This window comes from Paracidovorax avenae ATCC 19860, from assembly GCF_000176855.2.
GTDB classification, from domain to species: domain Bacteria; phylum Pseudomonadota; class Gammaproteobacteria; order Burkholderiales; family Burkholderiaceae_C; genus Paracidovorax; species Paracidovorax avenae.
Genome location: NC_015138.1, coordinates 448,485 through 469,697 on the forward strand (window position 1 = coordinate 448,485; position 21,213 = coordinate 469,697).

A 21,213-nucleotide genomic window follows, 5' to 3' on the forward strand; every position below is an offset into this window, starting at 1 on the left:
TCCGGCTGGAGCGTGCCGTGCATCCAACGCGGACTTGCCTGCAAAGGCAGTCCGCGTTATACTTTGAGGCTTCGCATTTTTGCGCTCCGAATTCAAGCGGGGTGCAGGGCTGCGGAGTTTTATCAACCTTCTTTCGCGCACATTGGTGCCAAGCCGTCGAGGCCTGCGCCCGTCGTGCAAACGTCCTGGCCAATTGAAGTCGGGGCGGCGGAAGCTTTGGAGAACAACCAATGAGTCTGAGCAACTCCCTCGGGTTGCTGGGCCGCAAGGTGGGCATGATGCGTCTGTTCACCGATGACGGGGACGCAGTGCCCGTCACGGTGGTGGATGTGTCCAACAACCGCGTGACCCAGGTCAAAACCCAAGAGAACGATGGCTACGTGGCCCTGCAGGTCACGTTCGGTTCGCGCAAGGCATCTCGCGTGACCAAGCCCGAAGCCGGCCACCTTGCCAAGGCAGGTGTGGAAGCCGGTGAAATCATCCGTGAATTCCGCGTGACCGCAGAAACCGCTGGCAAGTACGCCACCGGCGCTGCAGTGCCCGTGGCGGACGTGTTCTCGGTGGGCCAGAAGGTCGATGTGCAAGGCACCTCGATCGGTAAGGGCTACGCCGGCACGATCAAGCGCCACAACATGGCCTCGCAACGCGCATCGCACGGTAACAGCCGTTCGCACAATGTGCCCGGCTCCATCGGCATGGCGCAGGATCCCGGCCGCGTGTTCCCCGGCAAGCGCATGACGGGCCACCTCGGCGACGCCACCACCACCACGCAGAACCTCGACGTCATCCGCGTCGACGAGGCACGCCAGCTTCTCCTGATCAAGGGCGCCATTCCGGGCTCGAAGGGTGGCTTCGTGACCGTGCGTCCCGCCGTCAAGGCCAAAGCTTCCCAAGGAGCGAACTAATGCAGCTCGAACTCCTGAATGACCAAGGCCAGGCCGCGTCCAAGATCGACGTGCCCGAAACCGTGTTCGATCGCCAGTACAACGAAGACCTGATCCACCAGATCGTCGTGGCCTACCGCGCCAACGCCCGCCAGGGTACCCGCGCGCAGAAGGACCGCGAACAGGTTCGCCACTCGACCAAGAAGCCCTTCAAGCAAAAGGGCACCGGCAACGCACGTGCCGGTATGACCTCCTCGCCGCTGTGGCGTGGGGGCGGTCGCATCTTCCCGAACCTGCCTGAAGAAAACTTCACGCAGAAGATCAACAAGAAGATGTACCGCGCCGGTATGGCGTCCATCCTGTCGCAGCTGGCCCGCGAAGGCCGCCTGGCCGTGGTGGACTCGCTGAAGGTGGAAACGCCCAAGACCAAGGTGCTGGCCGACAAGTTCAAGGCCATGAACCTGCAATCGGTGATGGTGATCGCCGATGAAGTGGACGAAAACCTGTACCTCGCTTCCCGCAACCTGAAGAACGTGTTCGTCGTCGAGCCGCGTTATGCAGATCCGGTGTCGCTGGTGCATTACAAGAAAGTGCTCGTCACCAAGGGCGCTATCGACAAACTCAAGGAGATGTTCGCATGAGCACGACCAAGTTTGACGAAGGCCGTCTGATGCAGGTGCTGGTCGCTCCCATCGTGTCCGAAAAGGCCACCATGGTTGCCGAGAAGTCCAATGCTGTGACGTTCAAGGTGCTGCAGAACGCAACCAAGCCCGAAATCAAGGCCGCCGTGGAATTGATGTTCAAGGTCGAGGTCAAGGGCGTTTCTGTGGTGAACACCAAAGGCAAGACCAAGCGCTTTGGCAAGACCATCGGCCGCCGCGACAACGTGCGCAAGGCCTATGTGACGCTGAAGGAAGGTCAAGAGCTGAACCTGTCCGGGGAGGCCGCTTAAATGGCAGTCATCAAGATGAAACCCACCTCGCCCGGCCAACGTGCCGTGGTGAAGGTGACGCGTGACCACCTGTACAAGGGCGAGGCTTTCGCTGCGCTGCTGGAACCCCAGCACCAGAAGTCCGGCCGCAACAACAACGGTCACATCACCACCCGCCACAAGGGCGGTGGCCACAAGCACCACTACCGCGTGGTGGACTTCAAGCGCAACAAGGATGCGATCCCGGCCAAGGTCGAGCGCATCGAGTACGACCCGAACCGTACGGCCCACATCGCCCTGGTGTGCTACGCCGACGGCGAGCGCCGCTACATCATCGCTCCCCGCAATCTGGAAGTCGGCGCCACCATCGTGAGCGGCTCCGAGGCCCCGATCCGCGTGGGCAACACGCTGCCGATCCGCAACATCCCCGTGGGTTCGACGATCCACTGCATCGAGCTCAAGCCCGGTGCCGGTGCCCAGATCGCCCGTTCCGCCGGTGCGTCCGCTACGCTGCTGGCCCGCGAAAGCACGTACGCCCAGGTGCGCATGCGCTCCGGCGAAGTGCGCAAGATCCACATCGAGTGCCGCGCCACCATCGGTGAAGTCGCCAACGAAGAACACAGCCTGCGCCAACTGGGCAAGGCCGGTGTGAAGCGCTGGATGGGTATCCGCCCGACCGTCCGCGGTGTGGCCATGAACCCGGTGGATCACCCGCACGGTGGTGGCGAAGGCCGCACCGGCGAAGGCCGCCATGCTGTCGATCCTTGGGGCAATCTGACCAAGGGTTATCGCACCCGCAACAACAAGCGCACACAGGTCATGATCGTGTCGCGCCGCAAGAAGTAAGGGATAACAAATGACTCGTTCTCTCAAAAAGGGTCCGTTTGTTGACCACCACTTGCTGGCCAAGGTCGAGAAGGCCGTTGCCACCAAGGACAAGAAGCCAGTCAAGACCTGGTCGCGCCGCTCCATGGTCCTGCCCGAGTTCATCGGCCTGACCATTGCCGTCCACAACGGCAAGCAGCACGTGCCGGTCTATATCACCGACCAGATGGTGGGCCACAAGCTGGGCGAATTCGCCCTGACGCGCACCTTCAAGGGTCACCCCGCGGACAAGAAGGTCCAGAAGAAATAAGGAGCAGAACATGTCTGAAACACGTGCTGTCCTCCGTGGCGTCCGCCTGTCGGTGGACAAGGGCCGTCTGGTTGCGGACCTGATCCGCGGCAAGAAGGTTGACCAGGCCCTGAACATCCTGACGTTCACGCAGAAAAAAGCTGCCGGCATCGTCAAGAAGGTTCTGGAGTCCGCCATCGCCAATGCCGAGCACAACGACGGCGCCGATATCGACGAACTGAAGGTCAAGACCATCTACGTCGAACAAGGCACGACGCTCAAGCGCTTCACGGCCCGCGCCAAAGGCCGCGGCAACCGCATCAGCAAGCCCACCTGCCACGTGTACGTGACGGTCGGCAACTGAGGCCAAAGGAAGAATATGGGACAGAAAATCCATCCTACCGGCTTCCGCCTGGCCGTGAGCCGCAACTGGGCCAGCCGCTGGTACGCGAGCAACCGTGACTTCGCCGGCATGCTGGCTGAAGACATCAAGGTGCGCGAATACCTGAAGGCCAAGCTGAAGAACGCCGCCGTGTCGCGCATCCTGATCGAGCGTCCTGCCAAGAACGCCCGCATCACGATCTATTCGGCACGCCCCGGCGTGGTGATCGGCAAGAAGGGCGAGGACATCGAGAACCTGAAGAAGGAACTCGCCTCCCGCCTGGGCGTGCCGGTCGCAGTGAACATCGAGGAAGTGCGCAAGCCCGAAATCGATGCCAAGCTGATCGCCGACTCGATCACCCAGCAGCTCGAAAAGCGCATCATGTTCCGCCGCGCCATGAAGCGCGCGATGCAGAACGCGATGCGCCTGGGCGCCCAGGGCATCAAGATCATGTCCGCCGGCCGCCTGAACGGCATCGAAATCGCCCGTACCGAGTGGTACCGTGAAGGCCGTGTGCCGCTGCACACCCTGCGTGCCGACATCGACTACGGCACCTCCGAAGCCAAGACCACCTATGGTGTGATCGGCGTGAAGGTGTGGGTCTACAAGGGCGACACGCTGGGCCGCAACGACCTGCCGGTGGCCGAGACGCCCCGTCCGGAAGAAGAGCGCCGCCCCCGCGGCCCCCGCCGTGATGGCCGCCCTGGTGGCGACCGTGCCGGTGCAGGCCGTGGTCCCCGTCGTCCCATGGGTGGCAATGCCGCTCCGGCCGATGGCAGCGACAAGCCCGCTGGTGCCGGTGGCACCGACGCAACCGCCGTTAAGCGCGTTCGCAAGGTTGACGCGCCCGCTACAGCAGCGGACGGCAAAGGAGAATAACGATGCTGCAACCCGCTCGTCGCAAATACCGCAAAGAGCAGAAGGGCCGTAACACCGGCGTCGCCACCCGGGGCAACTCGGTGGCGTTCGGCGACTTCGGCCTGAAGTGCACGGACCGTGGCCGCCTGACGGCCCGCCAGATCGAGGCCGCACGCCGTGCGATCTCCCGTCACGTGAAGCGTGGCGGCCGCATCTGGATCCGTGTGTTCCCCGACAAGCCGATTTCCACCAAGCCCGCAGAAGTGCGGATGGGTAACGGCAAGGGCAACCCCGAGTACTACGTGGCCGAGATCCAGCCCGGCAAGATCGTCTTCGAAATCGTTGGCGTTCCTGAAGAGCTGGCACGTGAAGCGTTCCGCCTGGCTGCCGCCAAGCTGCCGCTGCGCACCACGTTCGTCGCACGTCAAATCGGCGCTTGATCAGGAGAATTGATATGACCAAAGCTGCTGAACTGCGCCAGAAGGACGTCGCCGGCCTGGAGGCCGAGATCAAGTCGCTGCAGAAGGCCCATTTCGGCCTGCGCATGCAGAAGGCCACGCAACAACTGGGCAACACGGGCACGCTGCGCACCACGCGCCGCGACATCGCCCGCGCCAAGACCATCCTTGCTGAAAAGCAAGCCGCCAAGTAAGGAGCCGACATGACGGAAGCTAAAAAATCCCTCAAGCGCACCTTGGTTGGCAAGGTGGTCAGCGACAAGCGTGAGAAGACCGTGACGGTGCTCGTCGAGCGCCGCGTGAAGCACCCGATCTACGACAAGATCGTGATCAAGTCGAGCAAGTACCACGCGCACGACGAGAACAGCGAGTACAAGCTGGGCGACACGATCGAGATCACGGAAAGCCGCCCACTCTCCAAGACCAAGAACTGGGTTGCGACCCGCCTGGTCCAGAAGGCTGCCCTGGTCTGAGTGGCTCTCCACTCTTCCGGCGACACGCCCTCCAAAAACGGCCCACAATCGTGGGCCGTTTTTTTATTTCCGGCGCCGGTGCCCCCGTTCGTGGCGCACCGGCTGACCCATCCCATCCACCATCCCACCCAACTGGAGAAGAAAGCATGATCAAGATCGGAGAAGCGCTGCCTGCCGTGACGCTGATGGAATACTCTGAAGTCGAGGGCGGAGGCTGCAGCATCGGCCCGAACCCCGTGGACGTCGCGAAGGCCTCGGCCGGCAAGACGATCGCGCTGTTCGCGGTGCCGGGCGCTTTCACGCCGACCTGCTCCGCCAAGCACGTGCCGGGCTACGTCGAGCAGGCCGAGGCCTTCAAGGCGGCCGGCGTGGACGAGATCTGGTGCCTGAGCGTCAACGATGCCTTCGTCATGGGCGCCTGGGCGCGTGACCAGAAGACCGACGGCAAGGTGCGCATGCTGGCCGACGGCGATGCCGCCTTCGCGAAGGCCACCGGCCTGACGCTGGACCTCAACGGCAAGGGCCTGGGCCTGCGCAGCAACCGCTATTCCATGCTGGTCAAGGATGGCAAGGTGGCTTCGCTGAACATCGAGGCGCCCGGCAAGTTCGAGGTGAGCGACGCGGACACGCTGCTGGCCCAGGCCCGCGGCTGAGCGCGGCTAGCAGACCCTCCTGGCGTGGTTGCCGCATCGTGTCGTACCCCTTTGTACGGCCTGCGATGCGGCGCGTTGACAGAATCAAACGCTTCTGGACCGTGTGAACCGATCCAGGCCTGTCCCGGGGCCGTGCACTCTCAGTCGATATCGACCTTGAGGTAGTGCGATCCTGCGATGGGGTTGTGATAGTAGGGCGGGATTTCCTCGAAACCCAGGTCGGCGTAGAGGGCCCGCGCGGACTCCATGCCGTCCAGCGTGTCCAGGAGCACGCAGGCGTATCCCGCCTGCCGGGCCACGTCCAGCATGGCCTCCGCCAGTTGCCGTCCGAGGCCGAATCCGCGGAAGGCCTTGCGCACGTACAGGCGCTTCATTTCGGCCGCGTTCGGGTAGTCGGCGGTGTCCAGCGGCCGGAGGGCGCAGCACCCCGCGATGGCGCCGCCCACTTCGGCCAGGAGGATCTGCCCGCGCGGCGGGGCATAGTCGCCGGGCAACTCTGCCAGTTCGGCATCGAAACCCTGGAACTCCAGGTCGATACCCAGGCTGTCGCCGTATTCCCGGAAGATGGCGCGCACGGGCTCCATCTCGGTGGGCTGGGAGGGCGTGAGGAGCGCGATGGAGGGCTGGTCCACGGAAAGCGTCGGAAGGGTGGCAGTGGGAACCAGTGTAACGGCATGCCCTGGCGACCCTGCGGCCGGCCCGGGCCCCATGCCGCGCTGGGCATCACGTTCCCCCTGCCAGGGCACGGTGTCCTGGCCCCGGTGCACGGCGGGCGTCGCAGTTCAGGTTTCGGCCAGGAGCCGTTCGATCAACTGGTGGAGTTCCGCGAAGTCTGGGGCCCCCACGTAGCTCTTCACGATCTCGCCGCGCTTGTTCACGATGAAGGTCGAGGGGGTGAGCTGTACGTCGCCCCAGGCCTTGGCCACCGATCCGGTGTTGTCGATGGCTACCTTGAAGGGGAGCTGGCGGGTCTGCGCGAAGTTCACCACGTAGCTCGGCGGGTCATAGCTCATGGCCACGGCCAGAGTATCGAAGCCGCGGTCGCGGTACTTGCCGTAGGTGGACACGATCTGCGGCATCTCGGCCACGCAGGTGGTGCAGCTGGTCGCCCAGAAATTCACGAGGGTGACCTTCCCGCGGAGGTCTGCGGTGGTCTGGCGGCTGCCGTCAAGCAGCACGAAGGTGGATTCCGGGGCCTGGGAGCGTCCCGCGCCCAGGAAGACGAAGGCGCCCACCCCCACGAAGGCCGCGACCGCGGCAGCGCCGATCCAATGCTTCAAGCCCATCATGCCGTCCTTCCATCCGTCCGTTCAGGCCGCGCGGCGCGCGAAACGCGGCGCACGGCTGCCATTGTGCCGGACGAGGCGGTCCGGCGCATGCCGCTGGTGGAGCAAGCGGCCAGCAGAAAGGTTCGGGCTTGATGCGTATCAATCGCCGGGACGCATGCCGTGCGCGGGGCCACCGGGATGGGCCGACCATAATGCCCGCATGTCGCGCAACCGCATGCCCTGGATCCTGCTGGCCGGCGCCGTGTCGCTGGCGGGCTGCAGTCCGTCGCTGGACTGGCGTTCCGTCCGGATGGACGATGCCGGACTGACGGCGCTGCTTCCGTGCAAGCCGGAACGTGCCGTGCGGCCCGTCGAGCTGCAGGGGCGCTCCGTGGATTTGTCCATGGCCGGGTGCGATGCCGATGGCGCCACCTTCGCCTTATCCCACATGGTGCTTCCGCCGGGTGCCGGCGCGGCCGAAGCGGGGGCTGTGCTCGCGCAGTGGCGTGCGGCGACATTGGCGCGCATCGGCGCGCCGGCGGACGCGGCAGGGCCCGGCGCCCCGTTCACGCCTCCTGGTGCGCTGCCATTGCCGCAGTCCGTGCGCCTGCAGGCGCAGGGTGCGGCGCCGGGACAGGGGGCTGCGGTGGCGATGGATGCCGCCTGGTTTGCCCGGGCGGAAGCCTCCGAAGGTGGGCCGCGGATGCGGCTCTACCACGCGGTGATCTACAGCCCCCAGCCGCGGGCTGCAGGGGCGGACACGTTTTTCCCCGGGCTCGCATTGCGATAATGCGGTTCACCTGACCTCCCCATGAGCACGCGCATCCTCCTCATCGCCCATGCCCCGCTGGCCCATGCGCTGCGCGCCTGCGCCCTGCACGTGTTTCCGGACACTGCCGAAGACATCCTGGCGCTGGATGTACATCCGAATGCCCCTCCCGAGGACACGCTGGCAGCCGCAAGCATCCTGCTGGACGGAGCGGGCGGGGACGACCCCATCCTCGTGCTGACGGACGTGTTCGGCGCGACGCCGTGCAACGTGGCGCAGCGCCTCGTGGATGGTGAGCGCTCGCGGCTGGTCACCGGGGTGAACCTGCCGATGCTGCTGCGCGCGGTGAGCTATCGCCACGAGCCGCTCGAGGCGCTCGTCGCCCGCGCGGTCGCGGGCGGCACCCAGGGGGTGATGCAGGTCGCTGTCGCCGCACCCCAGAACCAGATCCGACGCTCCCATCATGATCAAGACGAATATCACCATCAGCAATAAGCTGGGCCTGCATGCCCGGGCATCGGCCAAGCTCACCAAGCTGGCGGGCAGCTTTCCCTGCGAGGTGTGGATGGCCCGGGGCGAGCGCCGCGTGAATGCCAAGAGCATCATGGGCGTGATGATGCTGGCCGCGGGCATCGGCACCGAAGTCTCGATCGAGACCGACGGTCCGCAGGAGCAGGAAGCGATGGATGCGTTGCGCGCGCTCATCGACGGCAAGTTCGGCGAGGGAGAGTGAGTCCGGGAATGGCCCCCTCAGCAACCCGTTCCGGAGACCTCCGATGACATTCGCCGTCCACGGCCTGGCGGTCGCCCGGGGCATCGCCATCGGGCGCGCGGTGCTGGTGGCCTCGAGCCGCGTGGACGTGGCGCACTATTTCATCGAGCCCGACCAGGTGCGCTCGGAGATCGTCCGTGTGCGCAACGGGCGCAATGCCGTGGTCGAGGAACTGCAGCGCCTGCAGGCCGAGATGCCTGCCGATGCCCCGCCCGAACTCGCCGCGCTCCTGGATGTGCACCTGATGCTGCTGCAGGACGAGGCGCTGGTGAGCGGCGTCAAGCACTGGATCACGGACCGCCTCTACAACGCCGAGTGGGCGCTGACCACGCAGCTGGAGATCATCGCGCGCCAGTTCGACGAGATGGAGGACGAATACCTGCGCGAGCGCAAGGCCGACCTGGAGCAGGTGGTCGAGCGCATCCTGCGGCACATGAAGGGCGTCGCCAGCCCGGTCGCGCCGCCGCCCTGCAGCCCGCGCCGCGGCAGCGCCGCGCTGGGCCTGCAGCAGGACCTGCTGCCGGGCGACATGGTGGACGTGCCGCTGGTGTTGGTGGCACACGATCTCTCGCCGGCCGACATGCTGCAGTTCAAGCAGAGCGTGTTCGCAGGCTTCGTGACCGACGTGGGCGGCAAGACCTCGCACACGGCCATCGTGGCGCGCAGCATGGACATTCCCGCCGTGGTGGGCGCGCGTGCCGCGAGCCAGCTGGTGCGGCAGGACGACTGGGTGATCATCGACGGGGACGCGGGGATCATGATCGTCGATCCGTCGCCGATCATCCTGGCCGAATACGGCTTCCGCCAGCGCCAGACCGAACTGGAGCGCGAGCGGCTGTCCCGCCTGCGGCACACGCCGGCCGTGACGCTCGACGGCGAGCGCATCGAGCTTCTGGCGAACATCGAGCAGCCCGCCGATGCAGAGGCGGCCGTGCGTGCGGGCGCTGCGGGCGTGGGGCTGTTCCGCAGCGAATTCATGTTCATGGGCCGGGGCGGCCACCTTCCGGGCGAGGAAGAGCAGTACCAGGCCTACCGCGCCGCTGTGGAGGGCATGCAGGGCCTGCCCGTCACCCTGCGCACCATCGACGTGGGCGCGGACAAGCCGCTGGATCCCAAGGCTGCGAAGGAAGCCGCCAGCCACCTCAATCCGGCGCTGGGCCTGCGGGCCATCCGCTGGAGCCTGGCCGATCCGTCGATGTTCCGCACGCAGCTGCGGGCGGTGCTGCGCGCGGCCGCGCACGGGCCGGTGAACCTGCTGTTCCCGATGCTGGCCCATGTCGGGGAGATCCGGCAGACGCTGGCGCAGGTGGACATGGCGCGCGCGGAACTGGAGGCGCGTGGCGTGCCTTACGGGCCGGTGCAGCTGGGGGCGATGATCGAGGTGCCCGCGGCGGCGCTGATCGTGCGGCGCTTCCTGCAGTATTTCGATTTCCTGTCGATCGGCACCAACGACCTGATCCAGTACACCCTGGCGATCGACCGGGCCGACGAGAGCGTGGCCCACCTGTACGACCCCATGCATCCGGCAGTGCTGCAGCTCGTGGCGGACGTGATCGCGGAAGGCCACCGGCAGGGCAAGAACGTGTGCCTTTGCGGGGAAGCCGCAGGGGACGTGGCGATGACGCGGCTGCTGCTGGGCCTGGGGCTGCGCAGCTTCTCCATGCATCCCGCGCAGATCCTGGCGGTAAAGCAGGAGGTGCTGCGTTCGGATACCCGCAAGCTGGCGCCCTGGGCCCGCACGGTGATCGACGCGGACAACCCGGCCGACGCCCTGGGCGGCTGACGGCCGTCCGCGGCCTGCGCCTGGCGCTGTGCCGCTGAAACTCCGGCCCGGCTGGTGTGCCTCGGCCTGCTCGCGGTTTTTACGCCGCGTTTATGCGGCATGCCGCAAGCTGTGCACACTTTTTACGGGTGCTTTTCCAGAATGCCTCCATCGCCCGCAAGGGTTGCTGGAGTGCATGACATGGATGTGCTGTGGGTTGCCGCGATCGCGGCGTTGTGGGTGGCCATGGCCGAGGCCGTGGTGATTCTGGGCCGCCACGACGGCCGGCCGCGGGGAGACGCGCGATGATCGGCATCGACGTGCTCTACGGTTTCGGCGGCATCGTCGCGGTGCTGCTGTTCGCCTATCTGGTGTTCGCGCTGATCTGCGCGGAGGAGTTCTGATGACTGCCTCCGCCTGGGGCCTGCTGGCCCTTTTCCTGATCGTGCTGGGCCTGCTGGCGTGGCCGCTGGGCCGGGCCCTGGCCGCGGTGTGCGATGGCCGGCTGCCGGGCTGGATGCTCCGCGCGGAGGCGCCGCTCTATCGCCTGGCCGGCGTGCGGCCGGAAGCGGGCATGCACTGGCGCCAATACGCGCTGGCGCTGCTGGCCTTCAATGCCCTGGGCGTGCTCGCCGTGTACGCGCTGCAGCGCCTGCAGGGGCTGCTGCCCCTGAATCCGCAGGGCCTGCCCGCCGTCTCGGGCGACTCCGCTTTCAACACGGCCGTGAGCTTCGTGTCGAACACCAACTGGCAGGGGTACGCGGGCGAGTCCACGATGGGTTACCTCGTGCAGATGCTCGGGCTGTCGGTACAGAACTTCCTGTCCGCAGCGACCGGCATTGCCGTGGCCTTCGCACTGGCGCGGGGATTCGCCGCGCGCGGTGGCGATGGCGCCGGGCATGTGGGCAACTTCTGGGCGGACATCGTGCGCATCACGGCCTGGGTGCTGGTGCCGCTGTCGTTCGTGCTGGCGATCTTCTTTGTGGGTCAGGGCGTGATCCAGAACTTCACGCCCTACCAGGAGGTGGCCACGGTGGAGACGACCATCTACCAGGACCCGCAGCTCGATGCGCAGGGGCAGCCCTTGAAGGATGCGGCCGGCAACCCGCTCACCCGCGAGGTCAGCACCCGTGCGCAGACGTTGCCCATGGGGCCAGTGGCCTCGCAGGAGGCGATCAAGATGCTCGGCACGAACGGTGGCGGGTTCTTCAACGCCAACTCGGCACACCCTTATGAGAACCCGACGCCGCTCGCCAATTTCGCGCAGATGCTGGCGATCTTCCTGATACCCGCGGCGCTGTGCTTCGCGTTCGGCCGGGTGGTGGGGGACTGGCGCCAGGGTGTGGCCATCCTTGCCGCGATGACACTGATGTTCGTGGTGGCCGCGTTCGCGGTGACGGCGGCGGAGCAGGCGGGCAACCCGGCGCTGTCCGCGCTGGGGGCCGACCCCGTGGCGTCCGCGCTGCAGGCCGGCGGCAACATGGAGGGCAAGGAAGTGCGCTTCGGCATTTCCGCCTCCGCGCTGTTCGCGGCGGTGACCACCGCGGCTTCGTGCGGCGCCGTGAACGGCATGCACGACTCCTTCACGCCGCTGGGCGGGATGGTGCCGATGGTGCTCATGCAGCTCGGGGAGGTGGTGTTCGGCGGCGTCGGCACGGGCCTCTACGGCATGCTGGTGTTCGCCATCCTCGCGGTGTTCATCGCGGGGCTGATGATCGGGCGCACGCCGGAGTACCTGGGCAAGAAGATCGAGGTGCGCGAGATGAAGCTGACCTCCGTCGCCATTCTCGTGACGCCGATCCTCGTGCTGGTGGGCACCGCCGTCGCCGTGCTGTCGGCCGGGGGGCAGGCCGGCATCGCGAATCCCGGAGCGCACGGCTTCTCCGAGGTGCTGTATGCGCTCACCTCGGCCGCCAACAACAACGGCAGCGCCTTCGCCGGCCTGTCCGCGAACACCCCGTTCTACAACGTGCTGCTGGCCCTGGCCATGTGGTTCGGCCGGTTCGGCGTGATCGTGCCGGTGCTGGCCATCGCCGGATCGCTGGCCGCCAAGAAGCGGCTGCCGCCCGGCCCCGGGACCATGCCCACGCACGGCCCGCTGTTCGTGGCGCTGCTGGTGTTCACGGTGCTGCTCGTGGGGCTGCTGAATTACGTGCCTTCGCTGGCGCTCGGCCCGGTGGTGGAACACCTGGTGCTGCAGGCCCGGTGAGCGCGAGGAGAGATACGACATGACGACCCCCCAATCCCCTGCCGCGGCACCCGCCGTGGACCTGGCTCCCTCGCGGAACCTCACGCTGTTCGATGCCGCGCTGGTGCGCCCCGCCGTGTGGCAGGCGTTCGCCAAGCTGGACCCGCGCGTTCAGTGGCGCAATCCGGTGATGTTCATCGTTTTCATCGGCAGCATCTTCACGACGCTGCTGTGGTTGCAGGCGCTGACCACTGCCCAGGACATGGGCATGCGCCCGGCGTTCATCCTTGCGGTGGCCGTGTGGCTGTGGTTCACCGTGCTGTTCGCCAACTTTGCCGAGGCGCTGGCGGAAGGCCGCAGCAAGGCGCAGGCCGCATCGCTGCGCGGGCTGCGCAAGGACACCTGGGCCAAGAAGCTCTCCGAGCCGCGCCATGGCGCGCGCTTCCTGCCCGAGCAGGCCACCAACCTGCGCAAGGGGGACGTGGTGCAGGTGGACGCCGGCGACGTGATCCCGCTCGACGGCGAGGTGATCGAGGGCATGGCCTCGGTGGACGAAAGCGCCATCACGGGCGAGTCGGCACCGGTGGTGCGTGAGTCCGGCGGCGACTTCTCCGCGGTGACCGGCGGCACGCGCGTGCTGTCGGACTGGCTGGTGGTGCGCATCACGGTGAACCCGGGCGAATCGTTCCTCGACCGCATGATCGGCATGGTGGAGGCCGCCAAGCGGCAGAAGACGCCCAACGAGGTGGCGCTCACCATCTTGCTGGTGGCGCTCACCATCGTGTTCCTCGTGGTGACTGTGACGCTGCTGCCGTTCTCGCTCTTCAGCGTGCAGGCCTCGGGCGCGGGCACCGTGGTGTCGCTCACCGCGCTGATCGCGTTGCTGGTGTGCCTGATCCCCACCACCATCGGCGGCCTGCTGTCGGCCGTGGGCGTGGCGGGCATGAGCCGCATGATGCAGGCGAACGTGATCGCCACGTCGGGCCGCGCCGTGGAGGCCGCGGGCGACGTGGACGTGCTGCTGCTGGACAAGACCGGCACGATCACGCACGGCAACCGGCAGGCGAGCGCGTTCATGCCGGCGCCGGGCGTGTCCCGCGCGCACCTGGCCCGGGCCGCGCTCATGGCCTCGCTGGCCGACGAGACGCCCGAAGGCCGCAGCATCGTTGAGCTGGCACGCCGCGAGGGCATCGAAGCGGAAGCCGGCGCGGCCGCCGGCCTGGTGCTGGTGCCCTTCACCGCGCAGACCCGCATGAGCGGCGTGGACCTGCCCGCCACCAACGGCGCGGCCGCCGTTGCGCTGCGCAAGGGCGCCGTGCAGGCGCTGACCCGGCACGTGGAGGCGCTGGGCGGCGCGATGCCGATGGAGGTGGCCCGCGCCGCGGACGATGTGGCCCGCCGCGGCAGCACGCCGCTGGCCGTGGCGGAGGGCAGCCGCGTGCTGGGCGTGGTGGAGCTCAAGGACATCGTCAAGGCCGGCATCCAGGCGCGGTTCGCCGAGCTGCGGCGCATGGGCATCAAGACGGTGATGATCACGGGCGACAACCGGCTGACGGCCGCGGCCATCGCGGCCGAGGCCGGGGTGGACGACTTCCTCGCCGAAGCCACGCCCGAGGACAAGCTCGCCCTCATCCGCCGCTACCAGTCCGAAGGCCGGCTCGTCGCCATGACCGGCGATGGCACGAACGACGCGCCCGCGCTGGCCCAGGCCGACGTGGCCGTGGCCATGGGCAGCGGCACGCAGGCCGCCAAGGAGGCCGGCAACATGGTGGACCTGGATTCCAACCCCACCAAGCTGCTGGAAGTGGTGGAGACGGGCAAGGCGCTGCTGATGACGCGCGGCTCGCTCACCACGTTCTCGATCGCCAACGACGTGGCCAAGTACTTCGCCATCATCCCGGCGATGTTCGTCTCCACCTATCCGCAGCTCGGCGCGCTGAACGTGATGCGGCTGGCGAGCCCGTCGTCGGCCATCCTGTCGGCGGTGATCTTCAACGCGCTGATCATCGTCTTCCTGATTCCGCTCGCGCTCAAGGGCGTGCGCTACCGCCCCGTGGGCGCTGCCGCGCTGCTGCGGCGCAACCTCGCCGTGTACGGCCTGGGCGGGCTCGTCGTGCCGTTCATCGGGATCAAGCTCATCGACTGGGTGCTCGTGGCCGTCGGCCTCGTCTGAACGCATCCTTCCGGAGAACCGTTATGAATACCTCCCTGCAATCCCCCGCGAACGCCTCCGCATCGACCGCCGCGCCGGCCGGCGAAGGCCAGGTCCCGGCCCGCGGGCCGCTCCTGCGGCCCACGCTGGTGCTTTTCATCCTGCTGTCCCTGGTCACCGGCGTCTTCTACCCGCTGGCGGTGACGGGCGTGGCGCAGTCCGCCTTCCCGCACGAGGCGGCCGGCAGCCTCATCCGGGACCAGGCCGACCATGCCGTCGGGTCTGCGTTGATCGGCCAGAACTTCACGCAGCCGGGGCATTTCTGGGGTCGTCCCTCGGCCACCGCACCCATGCCCTACAACGCGGGGGCGTCGGGCGGATCGAACCTCGGCCCGGCGAACCCCGCCCTGGCCGAGGCGGTCAAGGCCCGCATCGACGCCCTGCGGGCCGCCGACCCAGGCAATACGGCGCCCGTGCCGGTGGACTTGGTCACCGCTTCGGGCAGCGGGCTCGATCCGCACATCAGCGTGGCGGCGGCCCGCTACCAAGCGCCCCGGGTGGCCCGGGCGCGGGGTCTGCCGCTGGAGCGCGTGGAAGCCCTGGTGCGCTCGCACACCGAGTCGCCCCTCCTGCCCTGGCTGGGCGAGGCCGGCGTGAACGTGCTGGCCCTCAACCTGGCACTCGACGCGGCGCGCTGAATCCCGGAGACTGCGGTGCCGCGGCATACCGCCGCTGTGCGCCCTCCATCGCCCTCCACGCATGACCGATCCCCGTCCCGATCCCGATGCCCTCATCGCACAGATGCGTGCCGAGGAACAGCGGGTACAGCGCGGCAAGCTGCGCATCTATTTCGGCGCCAATGCGGGCGTGGGCAAGACCTGGTCCATGCTGAGCGCCGCGCAGCGCGAGCGACAGGAAGGGCGCGACGTGCTCGTGGGCGTCGTGGAAACGCATGGCCGCGCGGAAACGGCGGCCCTGCTGGACGGCCTGCCCGTGCTGCCCGCGCGCGTGCTGGAACACCGCGGGCGGACGCGGACCGAGTTCGACCTCGACGCCGCGCTGCAGCGCCGGCCGGCCGTGTTGCTGGTGGACGAGCTGGCGCACTCGAACGCGCCGGGCTCGCGCCATGCCAAGCGCTGGCAGGACGTGCAGGAGCTCGTGGCCGCGGGCATTGATGTCTGGACGGCGCTCAACGTGCAGCACCTGGAGAGCCTCAACGGCACGGTGGGGGCGATCACGGGCGTGCGCGTGCACGAGACCGTGCCCGATACGGTGCTCGACGAGGCCGACGAGGTGGTGCTCGTCGATGCCACGCCCGACGAGCTGGCCGCGCGCCTGGCCGCGGGCAAGGTGTACCTGCCGCAGCAGGCCGAGCGCGCGGCACAGAATTTCTTCCGCAAGGGCAATCTGATCGCGCTGCGCGAAATCGCCCTGCGGCGCACCGCCGAGCATGTCGAGGACGATGTGCGCGGTTGGCGCGTGGAGCAGTCCGGCGGCAGCCGCGGCGTGCCGCCGGCCTGGAACACCTCCGGCGCGCTGCTGGCCTGCGTGGGGCCGCACGAGGATGCCGCCCACACCGTGCGCACGGCGGCCCGCCTGGCCGGCCAGCTGAACGTGCGCTGGCATGCCGCCTATGTGGAGACGCCGCGGCTGCAGCGGCTTCCAGCCCCGCAGCGCGACCGCATCCTGGCCGTGCTGCAACTGGCCGAAGTACTGGGCGCGGAAACCGCCGTGCTCACCGGCAGTGCCGTGGTGCCCGCACTCGCGGAGCATGCGCGGCAGCTCAATTGCGCCACCCTGGTGGTGGGCCGCGCCCGCCGGCGGTCCGGCCTGTGGCGGTGGTGGCCGGTGCCCGGCACGGCGGAGGCCATCGGCACGGCCGCGCCCGCGCTGGACATCGTGGAGGCGGGAGAACCCGGCAGCAGCCGCCGCCTGCCGGCCGCATCCTGGCGGCAGGGGGGCGATGCGCAGGAGGACGGCGAGCAGTTGTCCGCCCGCTGGCCCGGCTACGGGGCCGCGGGCGCCGCGAGCGTGGCCGTGACGCTGCTCGCGCTGCCGTTGTCTGGCGTGCTGGAGCTGACCAACATCGTCATGCTCTACCTGCTCGGCGTGGTGGGCGTGGCCATGCGTTTCGGTCGCGGGCCGGCCGCCCTGGCCGCGCTGCTCAACGTGGCAGCCTTCGATTTCGTCTTCGTGTCGCCGCAGTTCTCGTTCGCCGTGAGCGATGTGCAGTACCTCGTGACCTTTATCGTCATGCTCGGCGTGGGATTGCTCGTGGGCCAGCTGACCGCGGGCCTGCGGTTCTCTGCAGGGGTCGCGGCAGGGCGTGAGCAGCGCATGCGCTCGTTGTTCGAACTCGCGCGCGAGCTTTCGGCCGCCCTGGAGGCCTCGCAGGTCGTGGACATCGGCACGGCCGCCGTACAGCAGCATTTCGGCGGGCAGGCCGTGGTGCTGCCCCTCGACGAAGGCGACCGCCTCATGTTGCCCGCAAAGCCTCCCGAGGGGTTCGACCCGAGCGTGGCCGACTGGACCCTGCGCCACGGCCAGAGCGCGGGCCTGGGAACCAGCACGCTGGCCGCGCAGGGCTGGCGCTACGTGCCGCTCACCGCGCCCATGCGCGTGCGGGGCGTGCTGGCCCTGGCGCCTGCCCGCCCGCGCTGGCTGCTGATACCCGAGCAGGCACGCCATCTCGACACCCTCGCGCGTCAGGTCGCGATCGCGCTGGAGCGGGTCCATTACGTGGAGGTGGCGCAGAGCGCCGTGCTGGACATGGAGTCCGAACGCCTGCGCAATGCCTTGCTGGGCGCCATTTCCCACGACGTGCGCACCCCGCTCACCGCCCTCATCGCCCTGGCGGAGTCCCTGCCGTCGCAGCCCGGCGAGGGCCTGCAGTCGGCGTCGCGCGCCATCGTGCAGCAGGCCCACCAGCTGCACGCCCTGGTCAGCAACCTGCTGGACATGGCACGGCTGGAAAGCGGCCTGTCCGGCGGCAGCGTGAACCTGCGGCGCGACTGGCAGTCGGTGGAGGAGGTGGTCGGGTCGGCCATCCGCGCGGCGCGGCCCGCGCTGGGCGCGCTGGAGGTGCGCACGGCGCTGCCTCCCGATCTGCCGCTGGTGGAGTTCGATGCGGTGCTCATCGAGCGCGTGCTCGTGAACCTGCTGGAAAACGCGGCCAAGTACGGCGCCGCGCCCATCGAGATCGGTGCCGCCGCACTGCCGGGCGCACTGCGCCTGCGCGTGCGCGACCACGGCCCCGGCCTGCCCGCGGCGGTGCGGGGGCGCGAGCACACGCTGTTCGACAAATTCACCCGCGGGCAGGCCGAGTCCGCCACGCCGGGCGTGGGGCTCGGGCTCGCGATCTGCAAGGCCGTGGTGCTGGCGCACGGCGGCGACATCGCGGCTACCGGTGCGTCGCCGGGCCCCGGGGCAGAATTCACCGTCACGCTGCCCCGGCGCGAGCCCCCGGCCCTGCCGGAGCCCGTGGAGCCGTCCGAGCCCTCATCCCCCGACCCTGCACCATGACCCTGCACCTGCGCACCGCGATCGTGATCGAGGACGAGCCCCAGATCCGCCGTTTCGTGCGCGGGGCGCTGGAAGAGGAGGGCTGGCAGGTGCACGAGGCCGCCACCCTGCGCGAGGGGCTGTCGGCCGCCGGCACGCGCCAGCCCGACCTGCTGGTTCTCGACCTGGGCCTGCCCGATGGCGACGGGCTCACCCTGCTGCGGGACGTGCGCAACTGGTCGGCCGTGCCCATCATCGTGCTCTCCGCGCGCACCGACGAGTCCGACAAGATCGCCGCCCTCGACGCGGGCGCGGACGATTACCTCACCAAGCCTTTCGGCACGGGCGAGCTGCTCGCACGCGTGCGCGCCAACCTGCGCCGGCCGCGGCCCGCCACCGGGCAGGGCCTGCAGGCCGAGGCGGCCGAGCCCGTGTTCCGCTTCGGCGACATCGAGGTGGACCGGGGCGCGCGACTGGTGCGGCGCGCGGGCACCGTGGTGCACCTCACGCCCACCGAGTACCGCATGCTCACCGTCCTGGTGGCCAACGCGGGTCGCGTGATCACCCAGCGCCAGCTGCTGCGCGAGGTCTGGGGCCCGGCTCGCTCCGACCAGAGCCACTACCTGCGCATCTACATGGGGCATCTGCGCCAGAAGCTCGAGGCCGATCCCGCGCAGCCGCGGCACCTGCTCACCGAGACCGGGGTGGGCTACCGACTTTCCGCCTGACGCTTTGCAGCGGATTGACGCGGCGCGCCGTGCTTTTTACGCCGTTTTGATGCGCCCGTTCCTAGACTGAAGGCCTGTTCCATCCTGCTTCGCACAAGCGCTCCGCGCCGCACGAAGCCCTAGAGCATGCTGTTGCATCGGATATTTCCAGACGAAGAGGGCGCCCCTGCCGGCGCCGCGTGTTCCAGTGCCCGCCGTGCGCGCCCCGCGGTGCCCGGCGTGGTCCTGCCCGTCCGAATGGCACGGGAGCCCGCACTGCGCGTGCGCCAGCGCCTGCATGCCGCGCTGGGGCCGCTGCTGGGCACCTACCGCCTGTCGGTGGATGCCGTGCGGCCGGTGTGCACGGTCTATCTGCATCTGCGCGAGGCCGACATCGGCGAGTGCATGCACCGGCTCATGGCCGCCCTGCCGATGGCGGAATTCGGCCGGCTGGGCCGGGTGTCCCATGACGTTCTGCAGCCGGTGGAGCCGTCCCCGCACAAAGTATTGCGTGCCCATGCATGACATGCGTGCGCTGTGCAGGCCGGGATGACCATCCTCGCCTTTACAGCCGGAGCGTCTCTCGAGGGATGCGGCCAGCGCATGGAACGGCCCCCCGTACGCGATACCAGTTACCTACCAAGTTACGTCAATTGATAAATTATGTAAAATTTGTCTGTTTTTTTGATGTTCAGGAGATTGCGTGAAAATTGCGTCCATGGTCCGAGCTGGTGCGATTTCGTCCATCGGCTTCGCACTTGTCCAGAGTGCTCTCGCCCAGCAGGTCAACGTGCTGCCCATCCTCATTACGTACGGCCCGCCTGCTGCCACGCCCGTGCCAACCCTGTCGCAATGGGGTATCGCGCTGCTTTCCCTGGCACTGGGGCTGATGATTTACCGCAGCCTGCGCAAGGCCGGCAATGGCCGTCCCATCGCGGGCATGCTGCTGGCAGGAGCGCTCGCCCTTTCCATGGGTGGAGCCGGCGGCTGGATCGGGAAGTCTTTCGCGGCCCCCTCTGGCGTGCAATTGGCGCAGCCCGGTGGAGGGATCGTGGGTGTCGATGCGGGGCTCTTTACCGTTTCCAACACGAGTGGCGTGACGCAACAGATCACGAAGATCACTGTGCAGAATGGTTACACGCGGCTCTCCATCAACAATGGATTCCCGGCTGAATGCGTCGTGGGCACCATCCTGCCTGCCGGCGGCACGTGCTCTACCCATTACGACGCGCCTCCGCCTCCGTGATGGACGGCAGGCCTCGTGCCTGTGCCGGGATGCCGGCGGCGCGTTGAAAGGCTCTCGAGGTATCTCGAGGGCCTTTTTGCTTTTCAGGCCCTCGAGATTTCCCGGTGCGCCTGGCTACACGCCTGCCGCGTGCGCCTGCTGGTCCGCGTGGTAGCTCGAGCGCACCATCGCGCCCACGGCGGCGTGGGTGAAGCCCATCTTGTAGGCTTCCTCTTCGTACATCCTGAACGTGTCGGGGTGCACGTAGCGGCGCACCGGCAGGTGGCTGTTGGAGGGCGCGAGGTACTGGCCGATGGTCAGCATGTCGATGTCGTGCGCGCGCATGTCGCGCATCACCTGCAGGATCTCCTCGTCGGTCTCGCCCAGGCCCACCATGATGCCGCTCTTGGTCGGCACGCCGGGGTGCAGCGCCTTGAACTTCTTGAGCAGGTTCAGGCTGAACTGGTAGTCGGAGCCCGGGCGCGCTTCCTTGTAGAGGCGCGGCGCGGTTTCCAGGTTGTGGTTCATCACATCGGGCGGCGCGGCCTTGAGGATCTCCAGCGCACGGTCGTCACGGCCGCGGAAGTCGGGCACCAGGATCTCGATCTGCGTCTGGGGCGAGAGCGCGCGGATGTTCTGGATGCACTCCACGAAGTGGCCGCTGCCGCCGTCCCGCAGGTCGTCGCGGTCCACGCTGGTGATCACCACGTACTTCAGCTTGAGCGCGGCGATAGTGCGCGCCAGGTTCAGCGGTTCGTCCTTGTCCAGCGGGTCCGGCCGGCCGTGGCCGACGTCGCAGAACGGGCAGCGGCGCGTGCACTTGTCGCCCATGATCATGAACGTGGCCGTGCCCTTGCCGAAGCATTCGCCGATGTTGGGGCAGGAGGCCTCCTCGCACACCGTGTGCAGCTTGTGCTCGCGCAGGATCTCCTTGATTTCGTAGAAGCGCGTGGTGGGCGAGCCTGCCTTGACGCGGATCCACTCGGGTTTCTTCAGCACCTCGCCCTGTTCCACCTTGATGGGGATGCGCGAAAGCTTCGCGGCAGCCTTCTGCTTGGCGAGCGGGTTGTAGGCGACGGTGGATTGCGCTTCGCGCACGACTTCGGGAGTGCTCAT

Annotated in this window: 26 protein-coding genes; 23 read left to right on the forward strand and 3 right to left on the reverse strand. The window is 67.9% G+C overall.

Annotation, left to right across the window (positions count from 1 at the left end; translation table 11 throughout):
* Positions 1-230: 230 nt before the first annotated feature.
* The 11 genes from rplC to ACAV_RS02020 all read left to right on the forward strand — a co-directional run bounded on the left by rplC (position 231) and on the right by ACAV_RS02020 (position 5,753).
* Positions 231-905, forward strand: a complete 675-nt coding sequence (gene rplC / locus ACAV_RS01970; protein ID WP_011793522.1) for a 50S ribosomal protein L3 — start codon at positions 231-233, stop codon at positions 903-905.
* Entirely contained in the window at positions 905-1,525 is a 621-nt protein-coding gene (gene rplD / locus ACAV_RS01975) for a 50S ribosomal protein L4 (protein ID WP_013592910.1), read from the forward strand. The genes rplC and rplD overlap by 1 nt, the downstream gene beginning before the upstream one ends.
* Positions 1,522-1,836 (forward strand): 50S ribosomal protein L23, encoded by a 315-nt coding sequence (gene rplW / locus ACAV_RS01980; protein ID WP_011793524.1) that lies wholly within the window; start codon positions 1,522-1,524, stop codon positions 1,834-1,836. Before rplD ends, rplW begins: the two co-directional genes overlap by 4 nt.
* Positions 1,837-2,661: a 50S ribosomal protein L2 gene (gene rplB, locus ACAV_RS01985; protein WP_013592911.1), complete on the forward strand. Its 825-nt coding sequence runs from the start codon at positions 1,837-1,839 to the stop codon at positions 2,659-2,661.
* Positions 2,662-2,671: 10 nt separating this feature from the next.
* The gene (gene rpsS / locus ACAV_RS01990) at positions 2,672-2,950 is read left to right on the forward strand and encodes a 30S ribosomal protein S19 (protein WP_011793526.1); all 279 of its coding nucleotides are present in this window, start codon (positions 2,672-2,674) and stop codon (positions 2,948-2,950) included.
* 10 nt (positions 2,951-2,960) lie between these two features.
* Complete coding sequence (gene rplV / locus ACAV_RS01995; protein WP_005796970.1) at positions 2,961-3,293, forward strand: 50S ribosomal protein L22; 333 nt, start codon at positions 2,961-2,963, stop codon at positions 3,291-3,293.
* A gap of 15 nt (positions 3,294-3,308) precedes the next feature.
* On the forward strand, positions 3,309-4,190 hold the full coding sequence (gene rpsC, locus ACAV_RS02000; RefSeq protein ID WP_013592912.1) for a 30S ribosomal protein S3: 882 nt from the start codon (positions 3,309-3,311) through the stop codon (positions 4,188-4,190).
* A gap of 2 nt (positions 4,191-4,192) precedes the next feature.
* A complete protein-coding gene (rplP, locus tag ACAV_RS02005) occupies positions 4,193-4,609 on the forward strand; it encodes a 50S ribosomal protein L16 (protein WP_013592913.1) in 417 nt (138 codons plus the stop codon).
* Positions 4,610-4,623: 14 nt separating this feature from the next.
* Positions 4,624-4,821, forward strand: a complete 198-nt coding sequence (gene rpmC, locus ACAV_RS02010; RefSeq protein ID WP_011793530.1) for a 50S ribosomal protein L29 — start codon at positions 4,624-4,626, stop codon at positions 4,819-4,821.
* Between the two features lie 9 nt (positions 4,822-4,830).
* Positions 4,831-5,100, forward strand: coding sequence for a 30S ribosomal protein S17 (gene rpsQ, locus ACAV_RS02015; protein WP_011793531.1), 270 nt, complete (start codon positions 4,831-4,833; stop codon positions 5,098-5,100).
* 146 nt (positions 5,101-5,246) lie between these two features.
* Positions 5,247-5,753 (forward strand): peroxiredoxin, encoded by a 507-nt coding sequence (locus ACAV_RS02020; RefSeq protein WP_011793532.1) that lies wholly within the window; start codon positions 5,247-5,249, stop codon positions 5,751-5,753.
* Positions 5,754-5,893: 140 nt separating this feature from the next.
* Here the strand turns inward: ACAV_RS02020 and ACAV_RS02025 are convergent, their stop codons facing one another.
* Positions 5,894-6,385, reverse strand: a complete 492-nt coding sequence (locus ACAV_RS02025) for a GNAT family N-acetyltransferase (protein ID WP_013592914.1) — start codon at positions 6,383-6,385, stop codon at positions 5,894-5,896.
* A 150-nt stretch (positions 6,386-6,535) separates the two neighbouring features.
* Positions 6,536-7,039 (reverse strand): peroxiredoxin family protein, encoded by a 504-nt coding sequence (locus ACAV_RS02030; protein WP_013592915.1) that lies wholly within the window; start codon positions 7,037-7,039, stop codon positions 6,536-6,538.
* A gap of 202 nt (positions 7,040-7,241) precedes the next feature.
* Between ACAV_RS02030 and ACAV_RS02035 the strand changes: the two genes are divergently transcribed.
* The 12 genes from ACAV_RS02035 to ACAV_RS02090 all read left to right on the forward strand — a co-directional run bounded on the left by ACAV_RS02035 (position 7,242) and on the right by ACAV_RS02090 (position 20,118).
* The gene (locus ACAV_RS02035; RefSeq protein ID WP_013592916.1) at positions 7,242-7,811 is read left to right on the forward strand and encodes a hypothetical protein; all 570 of its coding nucleotides are present in this window, start codon (positions 7,242-7,244) and stop codon (positions 7,809-7,811) included.
* A 21-nt stretch (positions 7,812-7,832) separates the two neighbouring features.
* Positions 7,833-8,285: a PTS sugar transporter subunit IIA gene (locus ACAV_RS02040; RefSeq protein WP_013592917.1), complete on the forward strand. Its 453-nt coding sequence runs from the start codon at positions 7,833-7,835 to the stop codon at positions 8,283-8,285.
* Positions 8,254-8,523, forward strand: coding sequence for an HPr family phosphocarrier protein (locus tag ACAV_RS02045; RefSeq protein ID WP_011793537.1), 270 nt, complete (start codon positions 8,254-8,256; stop codon positions 8,521-8,523). Before ACAV_RS02040 ends, ACAV_RS02045 begins: the two co-directional genes overlap by 32 nt.
* A 43-nt stretch (positions 8,524-8,566) precedes the next feature.
* Positions 8,567-10,345 (forward strand): phosphoenolpyruvate--protein phosphotransferase, encoded by a 1,779-nt coding sequence (ptsP, locus tag ACAV_RS02050; protein WP_013592918.1) that lies wholly within the window; start codon positions 8,567-8,569, stop codon positions 10,343-10,345.
* 284 nt (positions 10,346-10,629) lie between these two features.
* The gene (gene kdpF, locus ACAV_RS02055; protein ID WP_013592920.1) at positions 10,630-10,728 is read left to right on the forward strand and encodes a K(+)-transporting ATPase subunit F; all 99 of its coding nucleotides are present in this window, start codon (positions 10,630-10,632) and stop codon (positions 10,726-10,728) included.
* Complete coding sequence (gene kdpA / locus ACAV_RS02060; RefSeq protein ID WP_013592921.1) at positions 10,728-12,533, forward strand: potassium-transporting ATPase subunit KdpA; 1,806 nt, start codon at positions 10,728-10,730, stop codon at positions 12,531-12,533. The genes kdpF and kdpA overlap by 1 nt, the downstream gene beginning before the upstream one ends.
* Before the next feature lie 19 nt (positions 12,534-12,552).
* On the forward strand, positions 12,553-14,685 hold the full coding sequence (kdpB, locus tag ACAV_RS02065; RefSeq protein ID WP_013592922.1) for a potassium-transporting ATPase subunit KdpB: 2,133 nt from the start codon (positions 12,553-12,555) through the stop codon (positions 14,683-14,685).
* Positions 14,686-14,708: 23 nt separating this feature from the next.
* Positions 14,709-15,362, forward strand: a complete 654-nt coding sequence (kdpC, locus tag ACAV_RS02070) for a potassium-transporting ATPase subunit KdpC (RefSeq protein ID WP_013592923.1) — start codon at positions 14,709-14,711, stop codon at positions 15,360-15,362.
* A 61-nt stretch (positions 15,363-15,423) separates the two neighbouring features.
* Complete coding sequence (locus ACAV_RS02075; protein WP_013592924.1) at positions 15,424-18,186, forward strand: DUF4118 domain-containing protein; 2,763 nt, start codon at positions 15,424-15,426, stop codon at positions 18,184-18,186.
* On the forward strand, positions 18,183-18,893 hold the full coding sequence (gene kdpE, locus ACAV_RS02080) for a two-component system response regulator KdpE (protein ID WP_013592925.1): 711 nt from the start codon (positions 18,183-18,185) through the stop codon (positions 18,891-18,893). The genes ACAV_RS02075 and kdpE overlap by 4 nt, the downstream gene beginning before the upstream one ends.
* 237 nt (positions 18,894-19,130) lie before the next feature.
* Entirely contained in the window at positions 19,131-19,397 is a 267-nt protein-coding gene (locus ACAV_RS02085) for a hypothetical protein (RefSeq protein WP_157768708.1), read from the forward strand.
* A 178-nt stretch (positions 19,398-19,575) separates the two neighbouring features.
* On the forward strand, positions 19,576-20,118 hold the full coding sequence (locus tag ACAV_RS02090) for a midcut-by-XrtH protein (protein ID WP_013592927.1): 543 nt from the start codon (positions 19,576-19,578) through the stop codon (positions 20,116-20,118).
* 114 nt (positions 20,119-20,232) lie between these two features.
* Here ACAV_RS02090 and lipA read toward each other — a convergent pair whose 3' ends face one another.
* Positions 20,233-21,213, reverse strand: coding sequence for a lipoyl synthase (lipA, locus tag ACAV_RS02095; RefSeq protein ID WP_013592928.1), 981 nt, complete (start codon positions 21,211-21,213; stop codon positions 20,233-20,235).

Excerpts from the sequence above, each read along its gene's own strand:
- rplC (WP_011793522.1), top strand. The coding sequence starts at position 231 with ATGAGTCTGAGCAACTCCCTCGGGTTGCTGGGCCGCAAGGTGGGCATG.
- rplD (WP_013592910.1), top strand. The coding sequence starts at position 905 with ATGCAGCTCGAACTCCTGAATGACCAAGGCCAGGCCGCGTCCAAGATC.
- rplW (WP_011793524.1), top strand. The coding sequence starts at position 1,522 with ATGAGCACGACCAAGTTTGACGAAGGCCGTCTGATGCAGGTGCTGGTC.
- rplB (WP_013592911.1), top strand. The coding sequence starts at position 1,837 with ATGGCAGTCATCAAGATGAAACCCACCTCGCCCGGCCAACGTGCCGTG.
- rpsS (WP_011793526.1), top strand. The coding sequence starts at position 2,672 with ATGACTCGTTCTCTCAAAAAGGGTCCGTTTGTTGACCACCACTTGCTG.
- rplV (WP_005796970.1), top strand. The coding sequence starts at position 2,961 with ATGTCTGAAACACGTGCTGTCCTCCGTGGCGTCCGCCTGTCGGTGGAC.
- rpsC (WP_013592912.1), top strand. The coding sequence starts at position 3,309 with ATGGGACAGAAAATCCATCCTACCGGCTTCCGCCTGGCCGTGAGCCGC.
- rplP (WP_013592913.1), top strand. The coding sequence starts at position 4,193 with ATGCTGCAACCCGCTCGTCGCAAATACCGCAAAGAGCAGAAGGGCCGT.
- rpmC (WP_011793530.1), top strand. The coding sequence starts at position 4,624 with ATGACCAAAGCTGCTGAACTGCGCCAGAAGGACGTCGCCGGCCTGGAG.
- rpsQ (WP_011793531.1), top strand. The coding sequence starts at position 4,831 with ATGACGGAAGCTAAAAAATCCCTCAAGCGCACCTTGGTTGGCAAGGTG.
- ACAV_RS02020 (WP_011793532.1), top strand. The coding sequence starts at position 5,247 with ATGATCAAGATCGGAGAAGCGCTGCCTGCCGTGACGCTGATGGAATAC.
- ACAV_RS02030 (WP_013592915.1), bottom strand. The coding sequence starts at position 7,039 with ATGGGCTTGAAGCATTGGATCGGCGCTGCCGCGGTCGCGGCCTTCGTG.
- ACAV_RS02035 (WP_013592916.1), top strand. The coding sequence starts at position 7,242 with ATGTCGCGCAACCGCATGCCCTGGATCCTGCTGGCCGGCGCCGTGTCG.
- ACAV_RS02040 (WP_013592917.1), top strand. The coding sequence starts at position 7,833 with ATGAGCACGCGCATCCTCCTCATCGCCCATGCCCCGCTGGCCCATGCG.
- ACAV_RS02045 (WP_011793537.1), top strand. The coding sequence starts at position 8,254 with ATGATCAAGACGAATATCACCATCAGCAATAAGCTGGGCCTGCATGCC.
- ptsP (WP_013592918.1), top strand. The coding sequence starts at position 8,567 with ATGACATTCGCCGTCCACGGCCTGGCGGTCGCCCGGGGCATCGCCATC.
- kdpF (WP_013592920.1), top strand. The coding sequence starts at position 10,630 with ATGATCGGCATCGACGTGCTCTACGGTTTCGGCGGCATCGTCGCGGTG.
- kdpA (WP_013592921.1), top strand. The coding sequence starts at position 10,728 with ATGACTGCCTCCGCCTGGGGCCTGCTGGCCCTTTTCCTGATCGTGCTG.
- kdpB (WP_013592922.1), top strand. The coding sequence starts at position 12,553 with ATGACGACCCCCCAATCCCCTGCCGCGGCACCCGCCGTGGACCTGGCT.
- kdpC (WP_013592923.1), top strand. The coding sequence starts at position 14,709 with ATGAATACCTCCCTGCAATCCCCCGCGAACGCCTCCGCATCGACCGCC.
- ACAV_RS02075 (WP_013592924.1), top strand. The coding sequence starts at position 15,424 with ATGACCGATCCCCGTCCCGATCCCGATGCCCTCATCGCACAGATGCGT.
- kdpE (WP_013592925.1), top strand. The coding sequence starts at position 18,183 with ATGACCCTGCACCTGCGCACCGCGATCGTGATCGAGGACGAGCCCCAG.
- ACAV_RS02085 (WP_157768708.1), top strand. The coding sequence starts at position 19,131 with ATGGCACGGGAGCCCGCACTGCGCGTGCGCCAGCGCCTGCATGCCGCG.
- lipA (WP_013592928.1), bottom strand. The coding sequence starts at position 21,213 with ATGAGCACTCCCGAAGTCGTGCGCGAAGCGCAATCCACCGTCGCCTAC.